Genomic DNA, 23,235 nt, shown 5'->3' on the forward strand with positions numbered 1-23,235 from the left:
GCCTGTGATTGTCGGGCGCTGTTTTTTCGGAATATTTTATAATAAGCGGCTCATATCTCCAGTGCCAAACCCGATCAGCGGTTCAGTAAATTCTTTTCCATAGGCGATAACTTTGAATAATTCGCCCATTTCGGCAGGGTTGACCAGTTTTTGCAATTGATTGGATTGTGGCAAGTAGCGGGTAATATCTTCGATGGGTGTTTGTGCCAGAATTTGGGTAATTCCGGAGTTAATCAGAAAAAAAGCCTGGGTCGTATAACCCAGAAGTGTAAGGTCGCTATCGACCGCGGCATCCGTGATCGCACTGAAATCAACATGGCTGGTGATATCCTGCAGGCCGGGGAGATAAAAGGGATTGTCATGGGCGTGGTGGCGATAATGGCACATTAATGTGCCTTGGTTGCGCTGAGGGTGATAGTATTCATTGCATCCAAATCCATAGTCAATCAATAGGATAACGCCTTGCTGGAGGATTTTGGCTAAGCTGCGTATAAAACCAGCCGCGGCAAGATTGATCTCGCTGACATATTCAAGACCTGATTGATTGTCGGGATTAATGCGGGGTGTTAATTGACTGCAAATTGCATAAAGATCAGTATCGTGCACGGGCCGATCTTGCCAGGCGAATTGATTGTTTTGCCAGATCACTCCACGTTCTAAGATGGCATCATCCTGCCATACGGCCAAATGCACCGGCATTGCATCCAGTACTTCATTGGCTAGTATAATGCCGCTAAATGGATCGGGTAGCTGCTCCAGCCATTCCACGCGATGCATGAGGTGGGGTGCCTCGCTAGTCAGTAGCGTTTGTTGCCGCTGGCGCAGTTCGGCGCTTACTTCCAGAATCAAATATTTCTGCGGTAATGCAGCGGTTTTTTCCAGCTCGAGCAATATATCGAGCGCCAGCTTGCCCGATCCCGCACCAAACTCCAGAATAGCAGCCTGCTTAAGCTGTTGGGAAATTTGCGCTAGTTGGAGTGCCAGAGTGCGACCAAATAATGAAGAAATTTCTGGCGCGGTGACAAAATCTCCGGCACTACCTAATTTGGTTGCGCCACTGCTGTAGTAACCCATTCCAGGTGCATACAGCGCTAGATTCATAAATTGCTCGAAAGAAATCCATCCGCCTGAAGCAAGAATCTGCTCTTTTATCAGGGTCAATACTGATTGACTGTGAGCCAGCGCGATTTCGCTGGCAAGAGGGAAGGAAGTATGTAAAGACATAAGCAAGTTTCTTTATGGTAAATTGCAAAAGCAAATAGTGTAGCAGTACTTGAAGGAGGTATGAGTGCAGGGAAAAGTGATTCTGGTTACGGGGGGGGCGAAACGGGTAGGCGCAGCTATCTGCCGCAGATTGCATGCACAGGGTGCCAGATTGATTGTGCATTATCGGTCTTCATTCGAAGAGGCCAAGTTATTGCATGATGAATTGAATCGGGAACGGGCTGATTCGGTGGCTTTGGTGCAGGCCAATTTGTTAGAGATTGGATCATTTTCCAAATGGGTGAAAAAGGCAGTTAACTGTTTTGGGCAACTGGACGTGCTGATTAACAATGCTTCAAGTTTTTTTCCGACACTGCTTTCTCAATGCTCATTGGAAGATTGGAACGATCTTGTTGGCAGCAATCTTCAAGCACCCCTTTTTCTGACCCAAGCAGTAGCGCCATATCTTAAAGAGCAGAGGGGATGTATCGTGAATATTGTAGATATTCATACCGAGCGGCCGCTGAAGAATTATGTGATTTATAATGCCGCCAAAGGCGGATTGTTAGCGCTGACCAAATCCCTGGCGGTGGAGATGGCGCCCGATGTTCGTGTCAATGGAGTTTCTCCGGGCCCCATCTTATGGCCCCAAGATGGTATCTGGGAGGATGAAGCAACGCGTCAGCAGATAATCGCCAGTACCTTGCTCAAGCGCTGTGGTGAACCGAATGATATTGCTAAAACCGTGCAATTTTTAATTGCTGATGCGCCTTATATTACAGGACAAATTATTGCAGTGGATGGCGGGCGCAGTATTCATTTATAGTTCATGAAATGAGATGGATACCATAGAAGTATTTCTATCACCGTAGTTGATTTTTCTCTCGACATCAAACAATTTTAAGGAATTATTTCAAATATTATATAGATAATAACAGTTACCATGGTTACGATAAGAAATTGATTATTGATAGTTATATATTTATGTGGTTTTGGTTGTTTGATCCACTACGATAGTTTTAGCGGGCTATGTCATTCCGGCATTGAGACTATTGTATAATTCCGTTCCAACAATTCTTAGCTTAGAGCGGCTTGCCTGATTTCAGTAGCAGTAGAAAATTACGCGTCATGCAATTATCCCAATTATTTGCTTTGCCACAATGAATAAAGTCCATCCATTGGCATGGCGTGCTGCACTGACATGTATTTCATACCATCACCGTGTCTGGTTGCAGGACCGGGGATCCTTGACGCGCCGTATCCAGGATCGTTGCGTGAAGTTTTGTGTCAAGCGTGTTTTTCAATCACTCAGCAGAATTTATGAGGATGAGCAAAGAATGATGGGATTGCGCGCGAGTGAGTTGGCGATGGTGCGGGAAGTGTATCTCTATTGTGACTCCACGCCTGTAGTGTTTGCGCATTCGGTGGTAGCGCATAAAGACTTGCGAGGTGCGTGGCGAGGATTAAGTGGCTTGGGTAATAAATCTTTAGGGACGGTGTTATTTACCAACCCAAGAATCAAGCGCACACCACTGGAATTTAAAAAAATAAGCCGTGGCCATTTTTTGTATGATCGGGCTTGCGCATGTTTGCCAGAAAAACCCCATTATCTATGGGCTCGGCGTTCTTTATTTACGTTGCACGAGCAATCGATTTTAGTAACGGAGGTATTTTTGCCAGCAATTTTGGATTTACCCTTGTGAATATTGCTGATCGAATTAAAACTTATTCACAATTGATGCGGCTGGACAAGCCGATTGGAATTTTGCTCTTGTTGTGGCCGATGCTTTGGGGGCTGTGGTTTGCGGCAAAGGGATTACCCGATGGGCATATTTTGCTTATTTTTGTTTTGGGCACCGTGCTGATGCGCTCGGCGGGCTGTGTTATCAATGATTTTGCCGATCGCGAAATTGATCCTTATGTCGAGCGCACTAAGAATCGACCGATGGCGGCGGGCCGGGTCAGTTCCAAAGAAGCCTTGCTGCTGGCGGCGGGATTGAGTATGGGAGCGTTCTTGCTAATCTTGCCATTAAATCAATTGACTATTCTCCTATCCGTGCCGGCTCTTTTCTTGGCAGGGACGTATCCTTTTACTAAACGTTTTTTTGCAATGCCGCAAGCTTATCTGGGAATCGCATTCAGTTTTGGCATTCCGATGGCTTTTGCTGCGCAAACGAATAGCTTGCCAATGATTACCGGAATCTTAATGCTGGCCAATTTGTTTTGGGTCATAGCTTATGACACTGCATATGCCATGGTCGATAAGCCGGATGATTTGAAAATTGGAATCAAGACTTCGGCGATTACTTTGGGTGAGTTCGATGTATTGGGTGTGATGATATGTCATGTTTGTTTTATTGTGGTTATGGTTGTAATCGGTCAGTGGCAGCAGATGAATTTGGCCTATTACGCCGGGCTAGTGGTGGCAGCGGGGTTGATCGCATACCAATACACGTTAATTCGTAACCGTGAGCGAGCGTTGTGTTTTAAAGCATTTTTGCATAATAACTGGGTAGGCTTGGTGGTGTTTGTTGGCATCGCGCTCGACTTCCTGATTTTTCAGCATTAAGGATTTCTTATGCGATATAAAGATTTGCGCGATTTTTTGGGACAGCTGGAAGTAATGGGTGAACTGAAGCGTGTTCAAACAGAAATTGATCCCGTGTTGGAGATGACGGAAATCTGTGATCGTATCCTTAAAAAACAGGGGCCGGCAATCCTCTTTGAACGTCCAAAAGGATATGACATACCGGTACTGGGAAATTTGTTCGGTACACCAAAACGGGTTGCACTCGGGATGGGGCAGGAATCAGTCGAAGCGTTGCGCGAAGTCGGTAAGTTATTAGCCTATCTGAAAGAACCTGATCCGCCGAAAGGATTGAAGGATGCTTGGGATAAATTGCCAGTACTGAAACAAGTGCTGAATATGGCGCCCAAAGAATTAAGCAGTGCGCCGTGTCAGGAAGTGGTGTGGGAGGGGAATGATGTCGATCTAAGCCGAATACCGATTCAAACGTGCTGGCCGGGGGATGTTGCGCCATTGATCACCTGGGGTCTGACGGTAACACGAGGGCCGCACAAAACGCGTCAGAATCTGGGTATTTACCGCCAGCAGGTGATTGGTCCCAATAAAGTTATCATGCGCTGGTTAGCACATCGGGGTGGGGCACTGGATTTTCGTGAATTCAACCTGCTATATCCCGACAAGCCTTATCCTTTGGCAGTGGCGTTGGGCGCTGATCCAGCGACTATCCTGGGTGCGGTGACCCCGGTGCCTGATACCTTAAGCGAATACCAATTTGCCGGTTTGTTGCGTGGTGCCAAAACGGAAGTGGTGAAATGTATCGGCAATACCCTGCAAGTACCGGCAAGCGCAGAAATCGTGCTGGAAGGCGCTATCCATCCTGGAGAAACTGCGCTGGAAGGGCCTTACGGCGACCATACCGGTTATTACAATGAACAGGAAACTTTTCCGGTATTTACGATCGATCGCATTACGATGCGACGCAATCCGATTTATCATTCCACTTATACCGGAAAACCGCCCGATGAACCGGCGATTCTCGGTGTGGCGTTGAATGAAGTGTTCGTACCGTTGCTGCAAAAGCAATTTCCGGAAATCACTGATTTTTACCTGCCGCCTGAAGGATGCTCATATCGTATGGCGGTAGTCAGTATGAAAAAGCAATATGCAGGGCATAGCAAGCGCGTGATGTTCGGTATCTGGAGTTTTTTACGTCAATTTATGTATACCAAATTCATTATTGTCACCGACGAAGATATTAATGTGCGCGACTGGAAAGAAGTGATATGGGCGATTACTACCCGGGTTGATCCGGTACGCGATACTTTGCTGGTTGAAAATACACCGATTGATTATCTGGATTTTGCCAGCCCGATCTCGGGGTTGGGTGGCAAGATGGGGCTGGATGCGACGAATAAATTTCCAGGTGAAACAAATCGGGAGTGGGGAACGCCGATTGTGATGGATGCGGCGATCAAGCAACGAATTGATGCAATCTGGAGTGATTTGGAGATTTAATTTTGCGTGAGATTTGGCAAACCGTTTTTTTTATTGATTATCAGCAATGTCTTTATGACATTTGCCTGGTATGCCCATTTAAAAGAACTCAATCACAAACCGTGGATAATTGCCGCATTGATCAGTTGGGGCATTGCATTTTTTGAATATATGTTGCAAGTTCCTGCTAACCGGATCGGATATACCGTGTTGTCAGTCGCACAACTTAAAATACTCCAGGAAGTAATCACACTAACGGTTTTTGTGCCTTTTGCGTTACTGTATTTGAAAGAGCCGCTAAAGCTGGATTATTTGTGGGCTGCGTTGTGCATGATGGGAGCGGTTTATTTTATGTTTCGCGCGCGATAAATAATTATAATTTTGCTATCTTGCTGAATTATAATTCTGTTTTTTGATAGATTGCCTGTTAAAAGAGATAGTACAATAGCTAGTAATTTGAATAGTCATATTGAGGTTATCCGGGTGTATGAATCAAAACAAAAGAAAAAGTGCGCAATTGAATCAATTTCACCGGGATTTTCTAAACTAGCAGTAAAATAATGAAACAAATTATCCGAAGCATTTTCTTTCTCATTTTGCTTGGCTTGCCGCTGACCTGCTGGAGCAATGAATCATCTCCCGTCAAACTGGAAAGCGAGCAAAAATCAATCATAAAACCGCAGAAAAAACCGGTACTGATTGAGGCTGACAGGATTACTGGTTATTACAAGCAGGAAATCGAAGCGGTTGGAGATGCGGTGTTACATCATGGCGATAATGTTCTCACTGCGGATCGGATGAAATATTATCAGCAAACGGAAGATGCAGAGGTTGAAGGTAGTGTTCGTTTGGAACGACCCAACGATGTCCTGCAAGGGCAACGGCTTGAAATTAACCTTAAAACCGAAGTAGGTCAGTTAACCGAGCCGCGTTATTCGATGAAAGAAGGCAAGGGGCGCGGTGCAGGCGATATCTTGTTGTTCGAAGGTAAAGATAATTACCGGATTAAAGATACCAACTATACTGCTTGCCCGGAAGGAAATCATGATTGGTATTTGCGTGCCAAGGAATTGGAAATTGATAACAAAAAAGAAGTGGGCACTGCACGTCATGTCAGTGTCGTGTTTAAAGATGTTCCGCTTTTATATTCACCCTGGCTGGATTTTTCCTATAGCGGTAAACGTAAGTCCGGGTTACTGACTCCTGTTGCGGGGTATAACGTTAGAACCGGTTTTGATGTAGGTTTGCCGGTTTATCTGAATATTGCCCCCAATATTGATGCCACGATAACACCACGGATTATGACTGAGCGCGGTTTCTTGCTGAGTAATGAGTTTCGGTATATCGGTAATAACAATATGAACGGCCATCTGCAGCTTGATATCTTGCCGCATGATATTGTTAGAAATCAAACCCGCTGGGGTATTTTATTTACGCACACGCAAAATCTTGGGAAAGGGTGGCAGGGCTTTATGAATTACAACCAAGTATCGGATGATCGTTATTTTCGTGAGCTAACACCCAATCTGGCGCAAACCAGTTTGGTCAACTTGTCGCAACAGGGAGGGGTGAATTATAACGGTAGGTTGGGAACAGACGGTGTATTGAATTTCACCGGATTTGCGCAACGTTTTCAGACTATTCAGGAACCCTTTGCATTAATTGTGTCACCTTATGAAAGATTGCCGCATTTTGCTGTGAATGCGGCCAAATATAATGTGGGTGGGAAACTGGATTTTGAACTGCAGAGTAGTTGGACGAATTTTTATCATCCGACGCTTGTGGACGGAAATCGGACTATTTTTTATCCCAGCGTCAGTGCGCCATTACGCAATGAATATGGCTATATTACCCCCAAATTCGGCTTGCATTACACGCATTATAATCTGGCGGCCCCGGTCGATACCAAGGGGGAAAACGTGGATCGCACGGTTCCCATTGTAAGTCTGGATAGTGGAATTGCATTTGATCGTCAATTGAATTTGGGTGATAGGAATATTATTCAGACGCTTGAGCCACGTTTGTTTTATGTTTATGCACCCTATCGTAATCAGGATTATTTGCCGAATTTCGATTCGGCAGTCAATGACTTCAGCTTTGCGCAGATGCTGACCGAAAACAAGTTCAGTGGCGGTGACCGTATTAACGATGCCAATCGTGCGGTAGCGGCCCTTACATCCCGTTTCGTTGATAAGGATACAGGCATCGAATTTTTGCGATTGGCTGTCGGTCAGATGGTGAATTTCACTGACCCCAGAATTCAGTTGCCGTTGCCGCAGGTGACCAGCGGAAGATCGGATTTTATTGCTGCCATCTCAGGTCGTTTAACCCAGGAAATCAGCACCGATTCGAATGTTCAGATCGATCAATCCAAAGGGGTGATTGAAAAAATCCGCAGTGGTATCAGTTATCAACCGGAACCTGGAAAGGTCCTAAACTTTGGTTATCGCTTTACACGTGATGTACGTGAACAAGTCGACACATCCATTGAACAAGTCGACACGTCGATGCAGTGGCCTATTTATGGGAATTTGCGTGGTGTTACGCGGGTAAATTATTCATTAAACGACGATAAAATTCTGGCAGGTCTGGCAGGACTTGAATACAACTCTTGTTGCTGGGCTTTAAGGGTAGTATTGCAACGATTGACGACAGCAACACAGACAACAACAACAGCATTTTTTTTGCAACTGGAGCTCAAAGGATTGATGGGGCTAGGTAACAACCCGCTGCAAGTATTGCAGCAGACGATTCCTGGATATACCAGCGTTCATTAATTATATTGGTTTTGCATTATTGTATTCATCACGTATCATCATTCTATGCATCAAAAAAACGATTTTTGGATTTTTCTGATACTGACCATTATCCTCATACCAGCTCAAATTACCGCACAAGAATTGGCGTTTGTTCCGGAAGCTAAGCCGATTAATCACATAGTCGCTGTTGTGAATGAAGACGTGATTACCCGCCATGAACTTGATGAGGCAATAAAAACAGCTATCAGCCGAATGCAGCAACAAGGAATGCAAATACCGGATCAGCATATTTTGGAAGAACAGGTACTGGAGTCTGTTATTACCAAACGCATACAGATCCAACATGCACAGGAAGTCGGTTTGTCCGTTGCTGAACCTGAATTGGATGAAACTATTAACCGCATTGCCCTAGATAATCAATTAACTTTGCCTGAATTTCATACTGTGCTGGAGAATGACGGCATCAGCTATAACAAGTTTCGCGAAGAAATTCGGGAAGAAATGATTATCGCACGACTTAAAGAACGGGAGGTTAAACATCAGGTCAATGTTACAGAAGGAGAAGTGGATAATTTTTTGCAGACTCAGGAAGCATCGGCTGTGGGTGATGATGAGTATCGTCTCGCTCATATTATGATCCTGGTACCGGAAAACATGACCGCAGATCAGATCCAGCAAAGAGCCGAACGTGCTGAAATGGCTTTGACCAGATTGAGAGAAGGTGTTGAATTTTCACAGATAGTTTCTGAATTTTCTGATGCGGCAGATGCAAAAAATGGCGGTATCATCGAATGGCGCCCAATTTCTCAAATGGGACCGGCTTTTGCTCAAATACTGGAAGTGCTTCAGCCAGGTGATATCACATCAATCGTGCAAAGCCCGAATGGTTTTCATATCTTTAAATTACTGGGTAGGCGTGCTCAGGAAACGCCGACGGTCATTATTGACCAAACTCATGCACGTCATATATTAATAAAGATCAATGAATTGACTTCTGAGAACGATGGGAAGCTAAAAATTCTTGCGCTTAAAGATCGATTGGATCGAGGGGAAAGTTTTGAAGAGGTTGCCAAGCTCTACTCTGAAGATGCCAGTGCATCATCCGGTGGCGATTTGGGCTGGCTTTCACCCGGGGATACCGTGCCGGATTTCGAGCGGGTGATGAATGCGCTGTTACCCGGTGAAATCAGTGATCCGGTAAGATCTCAATTTGGCTGGCATTTAATTCAAGTTATGGAGCGTCGTACTCAGGATATCAGTCTTGACCGACGCAGACAATCAGCGCGACAAGCGATAAGGACTCGCAAGGCCGATGTGGTTATTCAGGATTGGTTACAGCAATTGCGTGATCAAGCCTATATCGAATATCGTCTGGATCAGGAATTATGAATCAAAAATTCATTCCGGCATTGGCACTTACTGCAGGAGAACCGGCAGGAATCGGTCCCGATTTATGCGTACAGATCGCACAACAATCATTGTCATGCAAGCTGGTGGTGATTGCAGATGGCGACGTATTGCTGCAACGTGCGAAACAACTTGGACTTCCTTTAAATCTGATCGAGGTTTCTGCGATTTCTCCGGCTCAGCATACTGCGGGAAGTTTGCAGATTTTGCACATTCCTACTGCGGAACCGGTAGTACCAGGGAGGCTTAATCCGGCAAATGCACGATATGTTTTGGCCACATTGGATCGCGCTGTTGAAGCGTGTAAATCAGAACAATTTAACGGCACGGTGACTGCACCGGTGCATAAGGGAGTGATTAATGATGCCGGTTTTTCTTTTACCGGCCATACAGAGTACTTGTCGGAATTGATGCATAGCCCGGTTGTCATGATGCTAGTGGGTGGAAACATGCGTGTCGCTCTCGCGACAACTCATTTGCCACTCAAGGATGTGGCAAAGGCGATTACTGCAGACAGCATTGAATGTAAATTGCGTATTCTTCAGCGTGATTTAATCACCCGTTTCATGCTCGATAAACCACGTATCGCGGTCGCGGGACTTAATCCGCATGCGGGCGAATCCGGTCATCTGGGACGCGAAGAAATTGATATCATTATTCCCACTTTGAATAAACTACGGGCTGAAGGCATGCAGTTAGCCGGGCCTATTCCGGCGGATACGTTATTTAGTCCTGCACAACTTAAACAATATGATTGCATCTTCACCATGTACCACGATCAGGGGTTGCCTGTTTTGAAGCACGCGAGTTTTGGCGGTGGCGTAAATATCACATTAGGATTGCCGATTATTCGAACTTCAGTTGATCATGGCACGGCTCTGGAATTGGCTGCAACCGGGAAGGCAAATGCCGGAAGTCTATTGACAGCCATTGACATGGCTGCTCAACTGGCCGGTAACCAAGTATCCTTTTATAGTCATGCGACATAATCCCCGTAAGCGTTTCGGTCAGAATTTTCTTTTTGATCAATACATTATTAATAAAATTATAACGGAATTTTATCCGCGGAAAGATGATCGCATCATTGAAATAGGACCGGGCTTGGGGGCGTTAACGCGGCCTCTACTGCAAGTGATTGATCATTTGCATGTGGTGGAGATCGATCGTGACATTGTCGATAAATTGAAGATCGAGTTCTCGCATGAAAATATGACCATTCATGCGGCTGATGCATTGCAGTTTGATTTTTCTGCTCTTGGCAATCAACTGCGAATTATCGGTAATTTACCTTATAACATTTCTACACCGTTACTGTTTCACCTGAGCCAGTTTTCTGAGCATATTCTGGATATGCACTTCATGTTGCAGAAGGAGGTGGTCGAGCGCATGGTAGGTGTGCCGGGGACATCCGATTACGGGCGGCTTTCCATCATGTTGCAGTACCGCTTCGACATGGAATATGTATTTGACGTCCCAGCAGAATCTTTTCGTCCGCAACCGAAGGTCGAATCAGCTATAGTGCGCATGATTCCCCGGCCGGTACCATTGTTGATGGCTATTGATGAAACATTATTCTCACAAATTGTATTAACAGCATTTTCGCAGCGCCGTAAAACCTTGCGTAATGCATTGCAACAATATTTAACTGTGGAGGATTTTAGCGCGCTGGATATTGATTCTGGGTTACGTGCGGAAAATTTATCAGTGGAAAAATTTGTTGCAATCACCAATTTTTTAACCTGATTATTCCAGCCGCCAGGATTATTTTGTTATTCTAGTAACAACAGGATTTTGCAAAAATGAATTAAGAAAGCTTGTTGTGATATGACGATACTAACTTCTGGAGAGAGTAAATGATTCGCTACGGGTATATGTTGCTTGCGTTATTCATTTTACTCGTGCTTCCCGCCTGCGCCAGCAACTACAAGGAACAAAAAGCGAGCAATTCAACGAATAAAATAAAAGCTCCGACATCCTTTGAACAACTGACCTTCAAGTCAGAAGGAAGAACGGTTTTTGAAGATGAAGGAAAATTCATTCTGATTGAAGGAAGTAAATGTGTTCAGCATGACAGTGGTGAAGAGACGGCTACTGTGCTTCAATGGATTGAACTACCGAGTTACGTGGATAGAGGCACAGTGGTATTGAATGGCTGGGATCTGCGATTCTTGCATGGCGACCGCGAAGTCAATTCGATGCTTGCGGACATCACGCATAGTAAGGTGATCAAGAGTGAGGGTTCTACTTTTTTAGTATTTGAAGCACAAGGTAGACTAAATGATCAGAATCGCAAAGATGCTTATGAATTTTGTGTATTTTATAGCGGTTTTGGCTTTCGCTCAGTTTTTTTTGATGCCACGATTGAAGACGATTACAACGGAGTTGAGGTTTCAACACTACAGGACAAAAATCAGGGCGCACTTGCTACGCTGGAAAATACTGGAAGCAGAGGTACGTTAAAAGGTAACGCCACCATTGCAATTATTCCGCGTGGATTTGATTTTCAGTTCGATGATACATTTGAGTGCGAGTGGCGATTCCCGCCTTGCAAGTGGGGAGATCGCGTGGATTATCGCTTGTTGCAAGCCGCGTACAGCCTCTCTCAATCCGGCATGTTTCCCAGTTTGGATGGCAGTCCGCACTGGGCCGTGCAGACATTGTTTAAGGATAATAGCACGCGCACATACCGAATCAAGGCACGTGCTGCAATGATCCGTGGCACTAGCGTTAAATTGCGCGCAGATTTTTTGGCGTTGAATTCCCGCACTGGAAAAACCGATATTTGCCGCAAAAATGTCGATGGTATTGTTCGCACTCAGACATTCCGCATCAGAGATCTACCCTTTGATTATGCTGTACCATTGTTGACCGGCTGGGATCTTTCATATGAGTGTGAGCAGCAGCAAGTGCAACGAGCCGGGATTTGGTTACACGATATTCATTTTGACTCAAATTCAAGAAGCCTAGAATACAAAGTGTCATCTATTTTGCGTGACAAAGATGGTGTGCCCAGTTTCAGTGTCGCACAGCGCATTACAGTATTAGGGTTAAATCAGACTCGCACGTCGGTTCAGAGTAACCGCGCACCTGTAAATATTAAGATTAGAGAGCACTGATAGAATGTGCTGTATGAAACTAACTGATGGGATCCCAAAGATTTATTTTCTATTGCAAGATAATTTAATGTTATTTATAAATCAATTAATTAACTCTGTTTTTGCTTTGTTTTTCAGACCTCAATGTGAGTTTAATTGCATTATTTAATTGACGGTTTCTGAATATTTTATGAAAGCTCGGCTCGTTTGCTTTTACTAACAAATTGAAAAGTTGATGATTCGTTAAATCTCGCTTCAATTGTAGTAATAAAGCAGTGAGACCTGAAACATGCGCTGTTGCTAAAGAATTTCCGGAAACAAAGTCATAGGTACCTTTGGGCAAGGTCGTTAATATCTCCTCACCCGGCGCATATACGGTAAGAAGATGATCTTCGTATAACGATTGCATGATATTGTTGGCGTTTATGCTGCTAACACCGATGACGCCTGGTTGCCGGGCTGGAAATCCTGATTCTTCGTCGTCTTTATCAGCTTTCGAAGCAATGATAATGATGCCGCGCTGAACGGCTTTCTCGATCAATCTAGCCAAGAGAGGATCATACGGTCCAGTTAAGCTTAAATTAAGAATATCTGCTTCCATCTCGATAGCTGAGTTAATTGCTAATGCTAGTGTAAAACTATTGCAGATGGCTTCAAGGCTACCTGCTTTAACTTCCCAACAAGCTTTTAGTGCGATTACATTGCTATCCGGGGCAATACCGACTATGCCTTCCCCATTATTCGCCTTGGCTGCAATAACTCCAGCAACTGCTGTACCATGAAGTTCGCTGGCTGGCTGCTGTTCCAGTGATTTTTGCGCAACAAAATTCTTACTGTGCTGAATTTGGCCTTCCAAGTCAGGATGTCTGGTATCAACACCGGTATCAATGATTGCGATAGTTACATTTTTGCCCGTAGTCCGCTTATGTATCTCATTGATATTCATTGATTGAATGTTGGCTTGCAGGCGGTAATAAGGATCAGTGTATTCACTACTTGCCATAACTTGGAATGTGCTCATTGTTTGAACACCACTGATGCGATGGTCATTGGTTAATGCATTAATGACCTCATCGATAGAACGATTCTCATCAATTGCATATACAACACAGTGCTCACCAATCTCACTGATTGACCACTGGGAAAGAATTTTTAATTTGTAGTCATCTCCAATACTGGATGCTATTCTTTTGCTCCAGGTCGAACTGCTATAGCTGCCCCTTTGGCGATAGGTTAGATTGGACATCCCAATGGGGATGCTGCTGATGTGCATATCAGTGTAGGTTACTAATATGATGCGATTTGTTTGTTTGCTATCATAAACTTCAGGATCGATAAATAAGTCCCGCCCGGCTTTTGCCGGAAAAGCAAAAACCATTGCCATTAACCATAAGGCAATACCCAGATAGATTTTTAAATGGCTATTTAACATCAAAGTATGAACCTATTCAGACACGGATAACCCTTGAGCCAATTCAGCAAATATAACAGATGAGTGCTCTCGCAAACGAAAAATTGCATCATTTACTTGCTGAGAATCTGTTTGATGATCACCAATTCGAACTTCGTAAACGCCATTTGGAGAGGGCCCTTTAATGATATGTCCTGAAACGCTGTGCACTACGGCGTCAATTTGCTCTGAATCAGGGTGATCCGCAAAAACAACCCTAACGACGTTATTTGTATCGTTTGCACTTTCAGTTGAGCTGGCTAGCGTTCTGTATGCACCTTCTATTTCAGGCTGAACAGTCAAAGAATTAAACATGAACGGTGCTGCCAGGAAGAGCAAGCTAGCTGCTAAAGCAGTGTATTTTGCAAAGCTAAGAAACCGGATTTGGAAGGGAAGAAATATTAAATTTTTATTTAAAACAGTATTTTTACTCGAAATATAAACTTCTGGTTGTGTTTCAATCCGTTTTTTCAATTGAGCAAAAGATGCTTGTGATACTTGTTGTAGCAAATCAGTTTGCTGAATATCCCTGAACAGTCGCTCTTGTTGATTTAATTCGATTCTACACGTAATGCAGGTCTTAATATGATTTTTTACAATCGCATGTTCAATAGGATCTAACGATCGGTTTATATACCAAGGTAAAAGATCCCATGCCTTTTGATGTTCACTTTGACTGGTCATTTTGATCTGCGTGAATACCATCCGTTAACTCCTGCTATTAAGCTCTAGAAAAAATTTAGCTAAAATTTTGCGTGCATGAAACATTCTGGTTTTTACTGTATTTTCCGGACATTGCATAATTTCTGAAATTTCACTGTAGTGTAATCCTTGAAAGTATGTCATTTCCACAACGGCACGTTGTTCCGCCGATAGCTTTTCAAGTGCGGCTTCAAGCCAATTACTGTCTTCTAATTGCGAGACCCAGTGGACTCTTCGGTCAGGGAAGTAATCTAGCTCATCATTAAACTCAACTGACTCATCTTCTCTTTTTGTATTCCGCTTGGCGCTTTTTAATGATTTTAAATAAGCGATACCTAAAATCCATGTTGACGGTCGACACGTTTGATCATAAGTGGCGGCCTTTTCCCAGACCACATACATTACATCATTGATAATTTCTTCAATACAATCATGGTGCCTATTAACACGAAAAATAAATTGATATAGCCGATTAAAATAGAGTTGATAGAGTTGTTCGAAAGCTTTTCCATTGCCAGCCGCGGCTTCTGCGATCAAATGCCGTTCCTTAGCCTGTTGTTCTTGCGAGCTAAAGGGTTTTTGCATCATTTTTAAGTCGGGTATTTCCGCATGTTTTTTATTAAATTTATTGTACTGATTCTACGCCAACTAAAATTTACCCGTTAATTACTTATATTGAATAAAAGGTTCATTCTGGTAGGCAATTTTGAAAAATTAATATCCTACAGTAAAGGAGAATAATATACGATCATCAACGGCATGTGGATGAAACTCCCAATGTAGAGATGATGGAGCATAATACTTTGTTGCAGTATGCGTGGCTCCATAATAACGAACATCTACGCCTATATTGCGGGCAAAATGCCAAGTTACTCCGGCAGTCCAGTAAAGATAATTATACTGTAGTATATTTTTCTGATTATTATAGCCTAAGGTGCTGGATATTTGGATTGAATTAGTAATTGAGTAGCGTCCGATAATCTCATATCCGAATGCCGGGTGATTTTGTTGATAGCTATTTTCAGAAAAAAAGAAATTGGATGTCAGTAAGTCACGAAAATGGCCTGAGATATAAAATTCGTTATAATCGGCCTTTTGATCGAATATCTTTCCATTAAAAATGTAGCGTGTCCATTCCGCATTAAATCGCCAGTTATCAGATACCTTATAGGCCCAGCCTAAGTAAGGGCGGAATTCCAAATTAGAACGATTTTCAAATCCAAAGTCAGCAAAATTAACAGTTGTAATATTTGAGCCCAGGTAGATACCGGATTTGAATTCATAATCCATATTGGCTTGCGCTGCTGGTTTTCCGTTACTCTTCGAGTAGCCACGCCAAAAATAATCTGTTGTTCCAGTAATGCTTCCACTCAATTGGGCATAGCAATTCAACGAATTAGTAAGACATAATAAGAGTCCAAGAACAATATTGTTTAAGTGGGATAAGCGCACTGTTATTTTATTAAATTAGAATAATAGTCAGTAATTTAGAAATTAATTGGGAGGGCATATTTATTTTCTAGACAAAGAAATGATTGGGATAAATTGGTGTGCTTTGTTAAAGGTCTGGTCGCGTAGATTCTCAATTTGATAATTCGATTGTTGTCGTTTTATTTTGTCACTTAATTCTGCAACAAAGTATATTGGTTTTCTATACGAAGTATGGGACAAGAAGCATTATGAAATTAACTTATTTCTTTATTTCAATCATATAGTCGAAGACTATGAGAAATTCACTTTACGATTTGAACTTTTTTAATTTTGATGGAATAAACATTGTCGATGGAAGGGGATTGGGTTGTTAAAAGAAGATCGTTATGTCTTCTTAATCCATTTTAAGTGTATATTTATATTGGGAGATCGTAAGATTGAATAAGCTTTATATAACAACAGCCTCAGTAACATCATTTTTTTTTAGAGTACCAATGGCTGCATTCGAGCGGGGGATGGGGGGAACAGGTTGAAGCATGCGAACATAAATAACAAGGCTATTTGATTTGCGGTCTGCAAGATAATTGCTATACACGTTAATGACTATCCGCTAGTTTATTTCATATAATCCATGAGCTGCTCTGCTTATTCCGAGTGATCAGGTTGTTATATATCACTGTGACGGCAAATGGAATATTTTTTCAACTGTGTGCTGGGAATATAGAATACAGTAGAGCGCATTAGGTGCGGTTCGATGTTGTTGTGGTAGTAGCTCAAAGCCTGTAAGGGCTCAAAAATTTTTTTAGTATGATTTTTGTATTTGAGTGAATATCATGGTTGACCATAAAGCTTCAAAACGTTAACATGCGCATCTTACCAGTTCCCTGATAGCTCAGTCGGTAGAGCGACGGACTGTTAATCCGCAGGTCCCAGGTTCGAGCCCTGGTCGGGGAGCCAATTAGATATAATCCGGATCTTTACACTCAAAGAATCTGTTTCGATTATTATCTATCAGTGCTAAATTGTTGTTCGTTTGTCTCGATTTGATTGTCATTGCGTGAGCTTAGCTCGCAACAATTTTAATATCCCTTGTAGATTCGGGCCTTCATCATTCGGGGCGTATGCCTTCGTGTCGCCGCTGTTATGCTGAGAAAACAGGCTTAATGATTAGACATATATGGTTTTTTGTCTGATCAATTCTTAAAAATTTTTCAATGCCTTACTGGATATCTGGCAAACCCCAGAGGTAAAGCAAATCAAAATAACAGAATTGCTGGACAGCGCTCTCATTTTACTTTCTGATATAGATTGTACAAGTCTCTGAAATGAAATCACGCGCTTCATTCAAACAGTTCTGATTTTTCAACTTTAGAAGGGAATGGTATATGAGAAGTAATATTCAAACCTTATTGGGAATCAGTCTCAGGACATCGATCACTGACAAGCAAAATAACCAAGCATGTATTTTTGGGGCTGCACTATTATTTTGTATAGGTATGATTTTAGTTCCATTAGGAGCTGTAGCAGCAACGTCGGATTCCACAGCAGTGAAGTGGCATCCGGGACACTACTACATAATAAAGGGTTCGAGAAAAAACAACACTGAATACTTGTCGCAGGTATATAGCGAACTCGATGCAACGCCCGCATTGAAGGGAATGATGATCCGGTATTTCTGGATGGATCTGGAAGATTCAGAAGGTGTGTATGATTTCTCATCCATTGATAAACGTCTTGCCGAGCTGGCTGCCCGGGGGAAGCGTCTTGTTATTCAAGTACAAACTAAATCATTTAATGGCAGGCAAGTCGTGCCCAATTATTTGAAGACAGCCGAATATGATGGTGGTGAATTTTATACTAGCGACTATGGCAGCACAGTAATAAGAGGACGGAATATTAAATTATGGAATCCCCAAGTGCGGGATCGCTTGATTGCTTTATTCAAAGCAATGGGAGAGCGTTACAACTCGCATCCCAACTTTGAGGGTATCAGCATGATAGAAACCGCTCTGGGAAATCCTAAGGAACCATTGTCAATTGCTCAAGTTGCTGAATTTTATAATAATAAGATCATCGTGCATCAGCAAATGCGTTTGTTTTTTCCTAATACAATGACGATTCAAGAAGTAAACTATCCTCGTTCAATCCTCGCATCATTCGTAGGCAGTCTAAAAAATATTGGGACGGCATTGAGTAGTCCCGATACTTTTATTGAGGAGGAAGGTTTGCTTTATAAAATAACGAAATTTGAACTTGATAAGGGAATCTATAATTACTATGCAGATTTCTCTGGGATGATACCTATGGTTCCAACGGTTATGCCAAAGAATTATGAAAATACGAAAGGCGATGGAACTGGCTATGTGCCAACTATTGCACAGATTTTAGCTTTCGCACGCGATACCCTGCATGCCAACTATATTTTCTGGACACGGGAAGAGCATTACGAGCAAGTATTGGAGGTGTTAAATATGAGTGCACAAAAAAACACCCCTGCTGGCGGGTTGAATCCTGCATGTCCAGCAGCGTATGCAGCTTGTATAGATTAAGGTTCGTGGCATTTTCGTAAGCATTAAAAGTTTTCTGCGTAACCGTGAGAATTTTGTTGTGCTGATGGGGAATAATTTCCAGATGATACCTTGCAATATATGTTTTAGGAGATTTTCCCCTTATTTCCTTATGCTGCATCCGATAAGCTATGCCATTGGTTAGGAATACTTATTCTGAATACCATCAGCTTGGTAAACGATCTCTGTCTCCATCATTCAGGTAAGTCATAGTTTCTTTCACGTTATACACCGAGCGACATATTTGTGTCGATTTTCTTTACCATTCATTGCATTCCTTTCTTTCTTTGTTCCTCGTTGTAGCGCTTGGATTACTTTGTTTAATGGTTTCCTTTAAGGAAAAACAATAGTTTCCTTAATAGGCACATCGTGTCGATTCTATTAAGATGGCATCATGCCTCAATGTTTGAGAGGAATTAATTGAAAGCACAATGGGGTATTAAGCATAACAAGCTGAACGCGCTGGGTATATTGACAAATTTATATGTTGTTTCACTGATGCCGATTTAACATTTTCAGCAGAAGCTCTCTAAGAATGCTCTTTCATTTCATAAGTCATTGGCCTATGGATTGGCTGGGAGATGAAGAGGAATAGTTTCATAAAACAACGCGCTGCACATATAAAACAATATCTTGAATGATGCTTTGATATGGTTAATTCATTTGTGATCTTGGATGTTGAGGGCACATAAAATCAATACGTCACAGTCTCGTTTCAAGCTTGTCGAAGAGCTTAATCAGAATTTCCTAAAGTTATTTAGTGATTATGATGTTTTTTGGGAGGAAGTAATGAACAATTCAATAGCAATGAAAAGATTCGAAGTCATTGTAGAAATAGAATATCATGATGCGTTAATTGAATTACTCAAAAGATCCGGAATACGCGGATATACCGTTATTAAGGATGCAGGAGGGCGGGGGGCGCGAGGTCTCCGAAATCCTGATGATAGAATTCTACCCGATGAAAATGCCGTGACAATTTTTGCTTGTAAGGAAGATCTGGCACAGAAAGTACTTAATGAGTTGCAGCCCGCGATGAAAGGTTTCGGTGGTATATGTATGATTTCGGATTGCCATGCACAAACGCATTTCGATAATTAAGAGCACGTTTTAAATTATCCAAATGAGAAATTGTTTGTGTCATGTCCAAGAAATTGCTGTTGTTTTTGAGAGAGTAAAATAGTGTTCAATGGTTGAATTTCAGACTGATACTCTTAATCTATAAGATAAGGTATTGCTTGTTCTGTTTCTTTATTTGAGACAATTTTTCAATCACTTTCATTTGTGGAAGTATCAAATGCTGGAAGTCTTGTCGGATTCCTGAAGATCCGAGAAATCACGTCAGAATGGACCGGTTATTTCAAATGTCACACCATCCGCGCTATTTCCGGTTTTGCCTCGCTGAGAACTGAAATATAACCGTGATCCATCGGGGCTCAGAGCTGGGCCGGCTATTTCTGAACGATCATGACCAATTACTTGTAATAAGGGTAAAACATTATCTCCAGATAGCACCACAATTTGCATACTGCCGCCATCCTCAGCCACGAGCAATTCACCTGCGGCATTGCCGGTGATATTGTCAACGCCGGTTAACACCGGTGAGAGGCTTGATGCCGCACTATAGAGGATGCTGAGACGTTGTTTCTGTATGTCAAAAGCCCACACACAATCATCCCCCTTAGTGGCAAAGTAGATAAAATTCTGGTGATACCAGATGCCTTCACCGCCATCGAATGCGGTGCTACGGGGAACTTGTTTGCGTGTTGGCATATTGGCTGCTGATGGATCTGTCAGCGCGTGCCAGCGGATTGCGCCGGTGCCATCGTCAATTACCTCGGCAACTTCAAGAACACCGTCATCCAGGTTAGGATTACCAGCAGTATCGAATGAATGTGCAGTGTAGCGATAAAATCGGCCTTCCGGTTTGTCTTCGGTCAGGTATAGCTGCTTGTTGCGCGTATCCACCGCTATGGCTTCATGCCGAAATAAGCCTAAGGATTTTTTAGCCTGTGCTGGTTTGTGGCCAAATGGATCGCATTCCCATACCTGTCCTTTATCGGTTTCTTCACATGATAGCCATGTTTGCCAAGGCGTATGTCCACCTGCACAGTTACGGTCGGTTTGGCTCAAAATCGAATACGCATTAACCAGTTCTCCCTGTGCATTGAAACGTAATGCGCCTACACCGCCTGCTTGATTCTCCAGCTCGCAGTTGGAAACATAAATCCAGCCACCATCCCGAGAAGCAAAAGTGGCGCCGCCATCCGGTGCGGCGTGCCAAGTATAGTCAAAAAGCTTTTCACCTGAGTGCGCCACGATACGTGAAGTAAACCCTGCTGGTAAACGTACACCATTATGATCCGGCGACAAAAGTTTGCCGCGTGCAGCTAGCGATAATGACATAGTGGCAGCTTTGACTGGAGAAGGCAGCAGGGTATTGCCAAAAAACGTCCCTAAGCTCATAAATCCATACTGCAATAATTTACGCCGTTTTAGATCTGATATTTTCATTTTACATATAGCCTTATGTATTAAACCTCACGATAGACACCAGGTTTTATGCGGCGAGATAGTTTACAATGCGGCATCTTTTTATATCTATGGGATGAAAGTATTAAGCAATGATTCATATATTAAAACCAATTGTATCGCTTCTAATGTTTTTAACCGTGCTGTTTTTTATCAACACAATACTTACAATCACGACTAGCTTTTTCAATTGGTTTAATACACTTTTTTCTCTGACCTGTGCTGCGCTAGCGGCTGGGTTTGCATGGAAACTGATTGCTGGAGAAAAAATGAATACGCTCATTGCTGTCATTGGAGGCGCGTTAATTCTTGGAGGATTATTTTTTACGCTAGGTTTCTTAGGGCCGATGGTTATCGCCAAAGACACCAACCAAGGCCCCATGATCGGAATCTTTATTGCAGCCCCGCTGGGGATTATTCTGGGTGGAATCGGGGGGTATGTTTATGTTTCGCAGCAAAAGGGGGATTGACGAACTTCTAACAGGAATGGTGAAAATTGGATGGCTTGTTTGAAAATTCTGGTTTAGTGAGAGAAATTTTTTCATAATTATTAATTAGAGAGCTATATAACCATGAGCAAATCTTTTTTAGCAGTAATTCTAGTATTCTCAGCATCATTTCTTGCTATGCCCATCTCGGCAGTAGCTAAGCCTAATTTCATATTCATACTGACAGATGACATGACCCCTGATGATCTACGTTTTATGCCAAGAACACAGGAGTATTTTGCTGTCAATGGCGTTCGATTCACAAACACCTTTGTATCGTATGCCGCTTGCTGTCCATCACGGGCAACTTTTCTGACCGGAAGGTATACGACAAATCATGGTGTAAGATCCAATGTTAGGCCATCCGGTGGTTTTGATGCATTCTATAACAGCGGATTGGAGTCAGCGACAATCGCGACAAAATTGCAGGAAAGCGGTTATAGCACGGCCTACTTCGGCAAATATTTCAACGAATATGGGACATCGACTTTAGTAGATCCGGAAAGCTATATTCCCCCGGGTTGGAATTACTGGTACACATTTGTCAACACAAAGTACTTCAACTATAAGCTTAACGAGAATGGGATAACTAAAAGTTACGGGGATAGCGCTGAAGAATACGGTACAGATGTTATTGCTATGCACGCTAGAAATTTTCTTGAGGCAGCCCTACTAGGGGATTCTCCTTTTTTTATGATGATTGCACCCTATGCTGCTCATGCATCAATTGAATCAACGGAATCCCCTCGTCAGCCGATACCCGCTACGCGACATAAGAATCTATTTAATGGCATGAATGCACCTAGATTTGCATCATTTAATCAGGAAGATGTTTCGAAGAAAAATTTTAATGTGCGCAACAACTCTTTATTGCTACCAGAAGATGTTGAGTGGATTGACAATAATTTTCGTGCGCGTATAAGATCGTTACAATCTGTAGATGAAATGGTTGGAAAATTAATTGATCAGCTGCAAAATTCTTCTAAGGAACGGGAAACCTACCTCATCTTCACATCTGATAACGGATACTGGTTTGGGGAACATCGCTTCAAAGTTGGGAAAGCTGATTTGTATGATCAATCTCATCACGTTCCATTTGCAATGGCTGGGCCGAATGTTCAGCGCGGTTTGGTTCGTAACGATCTTGTTGTCAATACCGATTTTTTTCCAACAATATTAGAGCTAGCTTCTGTTTCGCTTTCTGGAAGCAGCTACGATGGCCGATCATTTCGAACATTGATAGAGACATCAACAAGAGAAACAACATTTAGCAGAAACTCTTTTTTGATCGAAACAGGTGTAGATCAGAAAGCTGGGATTCGATTTAAAAGCTATGCATATTTTGAATCCGCATTCCAGGGAGTGCCTTTAAAAGAGCTGTACGATACTCAGTTGGATCCCGATCTTGTTTATAATATTGCAGAAAAATTAACGGGTGAATCTTCTGCTTCTTTACAGAGTGCCCTCGCTGAATTGCTCGCTTGCAAAGGTGATACTTGTAGAGCGCTCGAAAATAAATTTTCAGATTTGCTTGTAAAGTTAACTGATTGAGCTAAATTACCTTCGTTGGGGAGTCGAGG

General features: G+C 42.7%; 20 protein-coding genes and 1 tRNA gene. 15 read left to right on the plus strand and 6 right to left on the minus strand.

Going from position 1 to position 23,235, the window contains the following annotated elements:
- Nucleotides 1-36: 36 nt before the first annotated feature.
- Nucleotides 37-1,224: a class I SAM-dependent methyltransferase gene (locus ATY38_RS07385; RefSeq protein WP_062558740.1), complete on the minus strand. Its 1,188-nt coding sequence runs from the start codon at nt 1,222-1,224 to the stop codon at nt 37-39.
- A gap of 64 nt (nt 1,225-1,288) precedes the next feature.
- Between ATY38_RS07385 and ATY38_RS07390 the strand changes: the two genes are divergently transcribed.
- The 10 genes from ATY38_RS07390 (at nt 1,289) to ATY38_RS07435 (ending at nt 12,506) form a co-directional block, all read left to right on the plus strand.
- Nucleotides 1,289-2,029 (plus strand): pteridine reductase, encoded by a 741-nt coding sequence (locus ATY38_RS07390; protein ID WP_062558741.1) that lies wholly within the window; start codon nt 1,289-1,291, stop codon nt 2,027-2,029.
- A gap of 334 nt (nt 2,030-2,363) precedes the next feature.
- The gene (locus ATY38_RS07395; RefSeq protein WP_062558742.1) at nt 2,364-2,906 is read left to right on the plus strand and encodes a chorismate--pyruvate lyase family protein; all 543 of its coding nucleotides are present in this window, start codon (nt 2,364-2,366) and stop codon (nt 2,904-2,906) included.
- Entirely contained in the window at nt 2,903-3,772 is an 870-nt protein-coding gene (gene ubiA, locus ATY38_RS07400; protein WP_074701846.1) for a 4-hydroxybenzoate octaprenyltransferase, read from the plus strand. The genes ATY38_RS07395 and ubiA overlap by 4 nt, the downstream gene beginning before the upstream one ends.
- Before the next feature lie 9 nt (nt 3,773-3,781).
- A complete protein-coding gene (gene ubiD, locus ATY38_RS07405; protein ID WP_062558743.1) occupies nt 3,782-5,245 on the plus strand; it encodes a 4-hydroxy-3-polyprenylbenzoate decarboxylase in 1,464 nt (487 codons plus the stop codon).
- A 54-nt stretch (nt 5,246-5,299) separates the two neighbouring features.
- Nucleotides 5,300-5,593 carry a DMT family protein gene (locus ATY38_RS07410; RefSeq protein WP_062560142.1) on the plus strand — a complete coding sequence of 98 codons (294 nt, stop codon included), beginning with the start codon at nt 5,300-5,302 and terminating at the stop codon, nt 5,591-5,593.
- A 191-nt stretch (nt 5,594-5,784) separates the two neighbouring features.
- Complete coding sequence (locus ATY38_RS07415) at nt 5,785-8,001, plus strand: LPS-assembly protein LptD (RefSeq protein WP_062558744.1); 2,217 nt, start codon at nt 5,785-5,787, stop codon at nt 7,999-8,001.
- Nucleotides 8,002-8,046: 45 nt separating this feature from the next.
- Nucleotides 8,047-9,372, plus strand: coding sequence for a peptidylprolyl isomerase (locus ATY38_RS07420; RefSeq protein ID WP_062558745.1), 1,326 nt, complete (start codon nt 8,047-8,049; stop codon nt 9,370-9,372).
- Complete coding sequence (gene pdxA, locus ATY38_RS07425) at nt 9,369-10,379, plus strand: 4-hydroxythreonine-4-phosphate dehydrogenase PdxA (RefSeq protein WP_062558746.1); 1,011 nt, start codon at nt 9,369-9,371, stop codon at nt 10,377-10,379. The genes ATY38_RS07420 and pdxA overlap by 4 nt, the downstream gene beginning before the upstream one ends.
- Entirely contained in the window at nt 10,369-11,133 is a 765-nt protein-coding gene (gene rsmA, locus ATY38_RS07430; protein ID WP_062558747.1) for a 16S rRNA (adenine(1518)-N(6)/adenine(1519)-N(6))-dimethyltransferase RsmA, read from the plus strand. Before pdxA ends, rsmA begins: the two co-directional genes overlap by 11 nt.
- A gap of 110 nt (nt 11,134-11,243) precedes the next feature.
- Nucleotides 11,244-12,506 (plus strand): hypothetical protein, encoded by a 1,263-nt coding sequence (locus tag ATY38_RS07435; RefSeq protein ID WP_062558748.1) that lies wholly within the window; start codon nt 11,244-11,246, stop codon nt 12,504-12,506.
- Between the two features lie 85 nt (nt 12,507-12,591).
- Here the strand turns inward: ATY38_RS07435 and ATY38_RS07440 are convergent, their stop codons facing one another.
- The 4 genes from ATY38_RS07440 to ATY38_RS07455 all read right to left on the minus strand — a co-directional run bounded on the left by ATY38_RS07440 (nt 12,592) and on the right by ATY38_RS07455 (nt 16,011).
- Nucleotides 12,592-13,917 (minus strand): S8 family peptidase, encoded by a 1,326-nt coding sequence (locus tag ATY38_RS07440; RefSeq protein ID WP_062558749.1) that lies wholly within the window; start codon nt 13,915-13,917, stop codon nt 12,592-12,594.
- A 12-nt stretch (nt 13,918-13,929) separates the two neighbouring features.
- Nucleotides 13,930-14,619, minus strand: coding sequence for a zf-HC2 domain-containing protein (locus tag ATY38_RS07445; RefSeq protein ID WP_235590424.1), 690 nt, complete (start codon nt 14,617-14,619; stop codon nt 13,930-13,932).
- Between the two features lie 24 nt (nt 14,620-14,643).
- Complete coding sequence (locus tag ATY38_RS07450) at nt 14,644-15,225, minus strand: RNA polymerase sigma factor (RefSeq protein ID WP_062558751.1); 582 nt, start codon at nt 15,223-15,225, stop codon at nt 14,644-14,646.
- A gap of 126 nt (nt 15,226-15,351) precedes the next feature.
- Entirely contained in the window at nt 15,352-16,011 is a 660-nt protein-coding gene (locus tag ATY38_RS07455; RefSeq protein ID WP_235590425.1) for a TorF family putative porin, read from the minus strand.
- Between the two features lie 938 nt (nt 16,012-16,949).
- Between ATY38_RS07455 and ATY38_RS07460 the strand changes: the two genes are divergently transcribed.
- The 3 genes from ATY38_RS07460 to ATY38_RS07470 all read left to right on the plus strand — a co-directional run bounded on the left by ATY38_RS07460 (nt 16,950) and on the right by ATY38_RS07470 (nt 19,736).
- A tRNA-Asn gene (locus tag ATY38_RS07460) sits at nt 16,950-17,025 on the plus strand.
- Between the two features lie 428 nt (nt 17,026-17,453).
- Nucleotides 17,454-18,617 (plus strand): glycoside hydrolase 5 family protein, encoded by a 1,164-nt coding sequence (locus ATY38_RS07465; RefSeq protein WP_062558753.1) that lies wholly within the window; start codon nt 17,454-17,456, stop codon nt 18,615-18,617.
- Between the two features lie 807 nt (nt 18,618-19,424).
- Nucleotides 19,425-19,736, plus strand: a complete 312-nt coding sequence (locus ATY38_RS07470) for a P-II family nitrogen regulator (protein WP_062558754.1) — start codon at nt 19,425-19,427, stop codon at nt 19,734-19,736.
- A 240-nt stretch (nt 19,737-19,976) separates the two neighbouring features.
- Here the strand turns inward: ATY38_RS07470 and ATY38_RS07475 are convergent, their stop codons facing one another.
- Complete coding sequence (locus ATY38_RS07475) at nt 19,977-21,149, minus strand: alkaline phosphatase PhoX (RefSeq protein WP_062558755.1); 1,173 nt, start codon at nt 21,147-21,149, stop codon at nt 19,977-19,979.
- A 287-nt stretch (nt 21,150-21,436) separates the two neighbouring features.
- On the opposite strand from ATY38_RS07475, the gene ATY38_RS16480 reads away from it, so the two are divergent.
- Both ATY38_RS16480 and ATY38_RS07485 read left to right on the plus strand, forming a co-directional pair.
- Nucleotides 21,437-21,637, plus strand: a complete 201-nt coding sequence (locus tag ATY38_RS16480; protein WP_235590426.1) for a hypothetical protein — start codon at nt 21,437-21,439, stop codon at nt 21,635-21,637.
- Between the two features lie 102 nt (nt 21,638-21,739).
- Nucleotides 21,740-23,206, plus strand: coding sequence for a sulfatase family protein (locus ATY38_RS07485; RefSeq protein WP_082633012.1), 1,467 nt, complete (start codon nt 21,740-21,742; stop codon nt 23,204-23,206).
- Nucleotides 23,207-23,235: the final 29 nt, after the last annotated feature.

It is taken from the genome of Nitrosomonas ureae, assembly GCF_001455205.1.
In the GTDB taxonomy this organism is placed as follows: domain Bacteria; phylum Pseudomonadota; class Gammaproteobacteria; order Burkholderiales; family Nitrosomonadaceae; genus Nitrosomonas; species Nitrosomonas ureae.

Bases quoted from the DNA above. Each gene is read 5' to 3' on its own strand.
- ATY38_RS07385 (WP_062558740.1), bottom strand. From the start codon at position 1,224: ATGTCTTTACATACTTCCTTCCCTCTTGCCAGCGAAATCGCGCTGGCT.
- ATY38_RS07395 (WP_062558742.1), top strand. From the start codon at position 2,364: ATGAATAAAGTCCATCCATTGGCATGGCGTGCTGCACTGACATGTATT.
- ubiD (WP_062558743.1), top strand. From the start codon at position 3,782: ATGCGATATAAAGATTTGCGCGATTTTTTGGGACAGCTGGAAGTAATG.
- ATY38_RS07410 (WP_062560142.1), top strand. From the start codon at position 5,300: ATGACATTTGCCTGGTATGCCCATTTAAAAGAACTCAATCACAAACCG.
- ATY38_RS07415 (WP_062558744.1), top strand. From the start codon at position 5,785: ATGAAACAAATTATCCGAAGCATTTTCTTTCTCATTTTGCTTGGCTTG.
- ATY38_RS07420 (WP_062558745.1), top strand. From the start codon at position 8,047: ATGCATCAAAAAAACGATTTTTGGATTTTTCTGATACTGACCATTATC.
- pdxA (WP_062558746.1), top strand. From the start codon at position 9,369: ATGAATCAAAAATTCATTCCGGCATTGGCACTTACTGCAGGAGAACCG.
- rsmA (WP_062558747.1), top strand. From the start codon at position 10,369: ATGCGACATAATCCCCGTAAGCGTTTCGGTCAGAATTTTCTTTTTGAT.
- ATY38_RS07435 (WP_062558748.1), top strand. From the start codon at position 11,244: ATGATTCGCTACGGGTATATGTTGCTTGCGTTATTCATTTTACTCGTG.
- ATY38_RS07440 (WP_062558749.1), bottom strand. From the start codon at position 13,917: ATGTTAAATAGCCATTTAAAAATCTATCTGGGTATTGCCTTATGGTTA.
- ATY38_RS07445 (WP_235590424.1), bottom strand. From the start codon at position 14,619: ATGACCAGTCAAAGTGAACATCAAAAGGCATGGGATCTTTTACCTTGG.
- ATY38_RS07450 (WP_062558751.1), bottom strand. From the start codon at position 15,225: ATGATGCAAAAACCCTTTAGCTCGCAAGAACAACAGGCTAAGGAACGG.
- ATY38_RS07465 (WP_062558753.1), top strand. From the start codon at position 17,454: ATGAGAAGTAATATTCAAACCTTATTGGGAATCAGTCTCAGGACATCG.
- ATY38_RS07470 (WP_062558754.1), top strand. From the start codon at position 19,425: ATGAACAATTCAATAGCAATGAAAAGATTCGAAGTCATTGTAGAAATA.
- ATY38_RS07475 (WP_062558755.1), bottom strand. From the start codon at position 21,149: ATGAAAATATCAGATCTAAAACGGCGTAAATTATTGCAGTATGGATTT.
- ATY38_RS16480 (WP_235590426.1), top strand. From the start codon at position 21,437: ATGAATACGCTCATTGCTGTCATTGGAGGCGCGTTAATTCTTGGAGGA.
- ATY38_RS07485 (WP_082633012.1), top strand. From the start codon at position 21,740: ATGAGCAAATCTTTTTTAGCAGTAATTCTAGTATTCTCAGCATCATTT.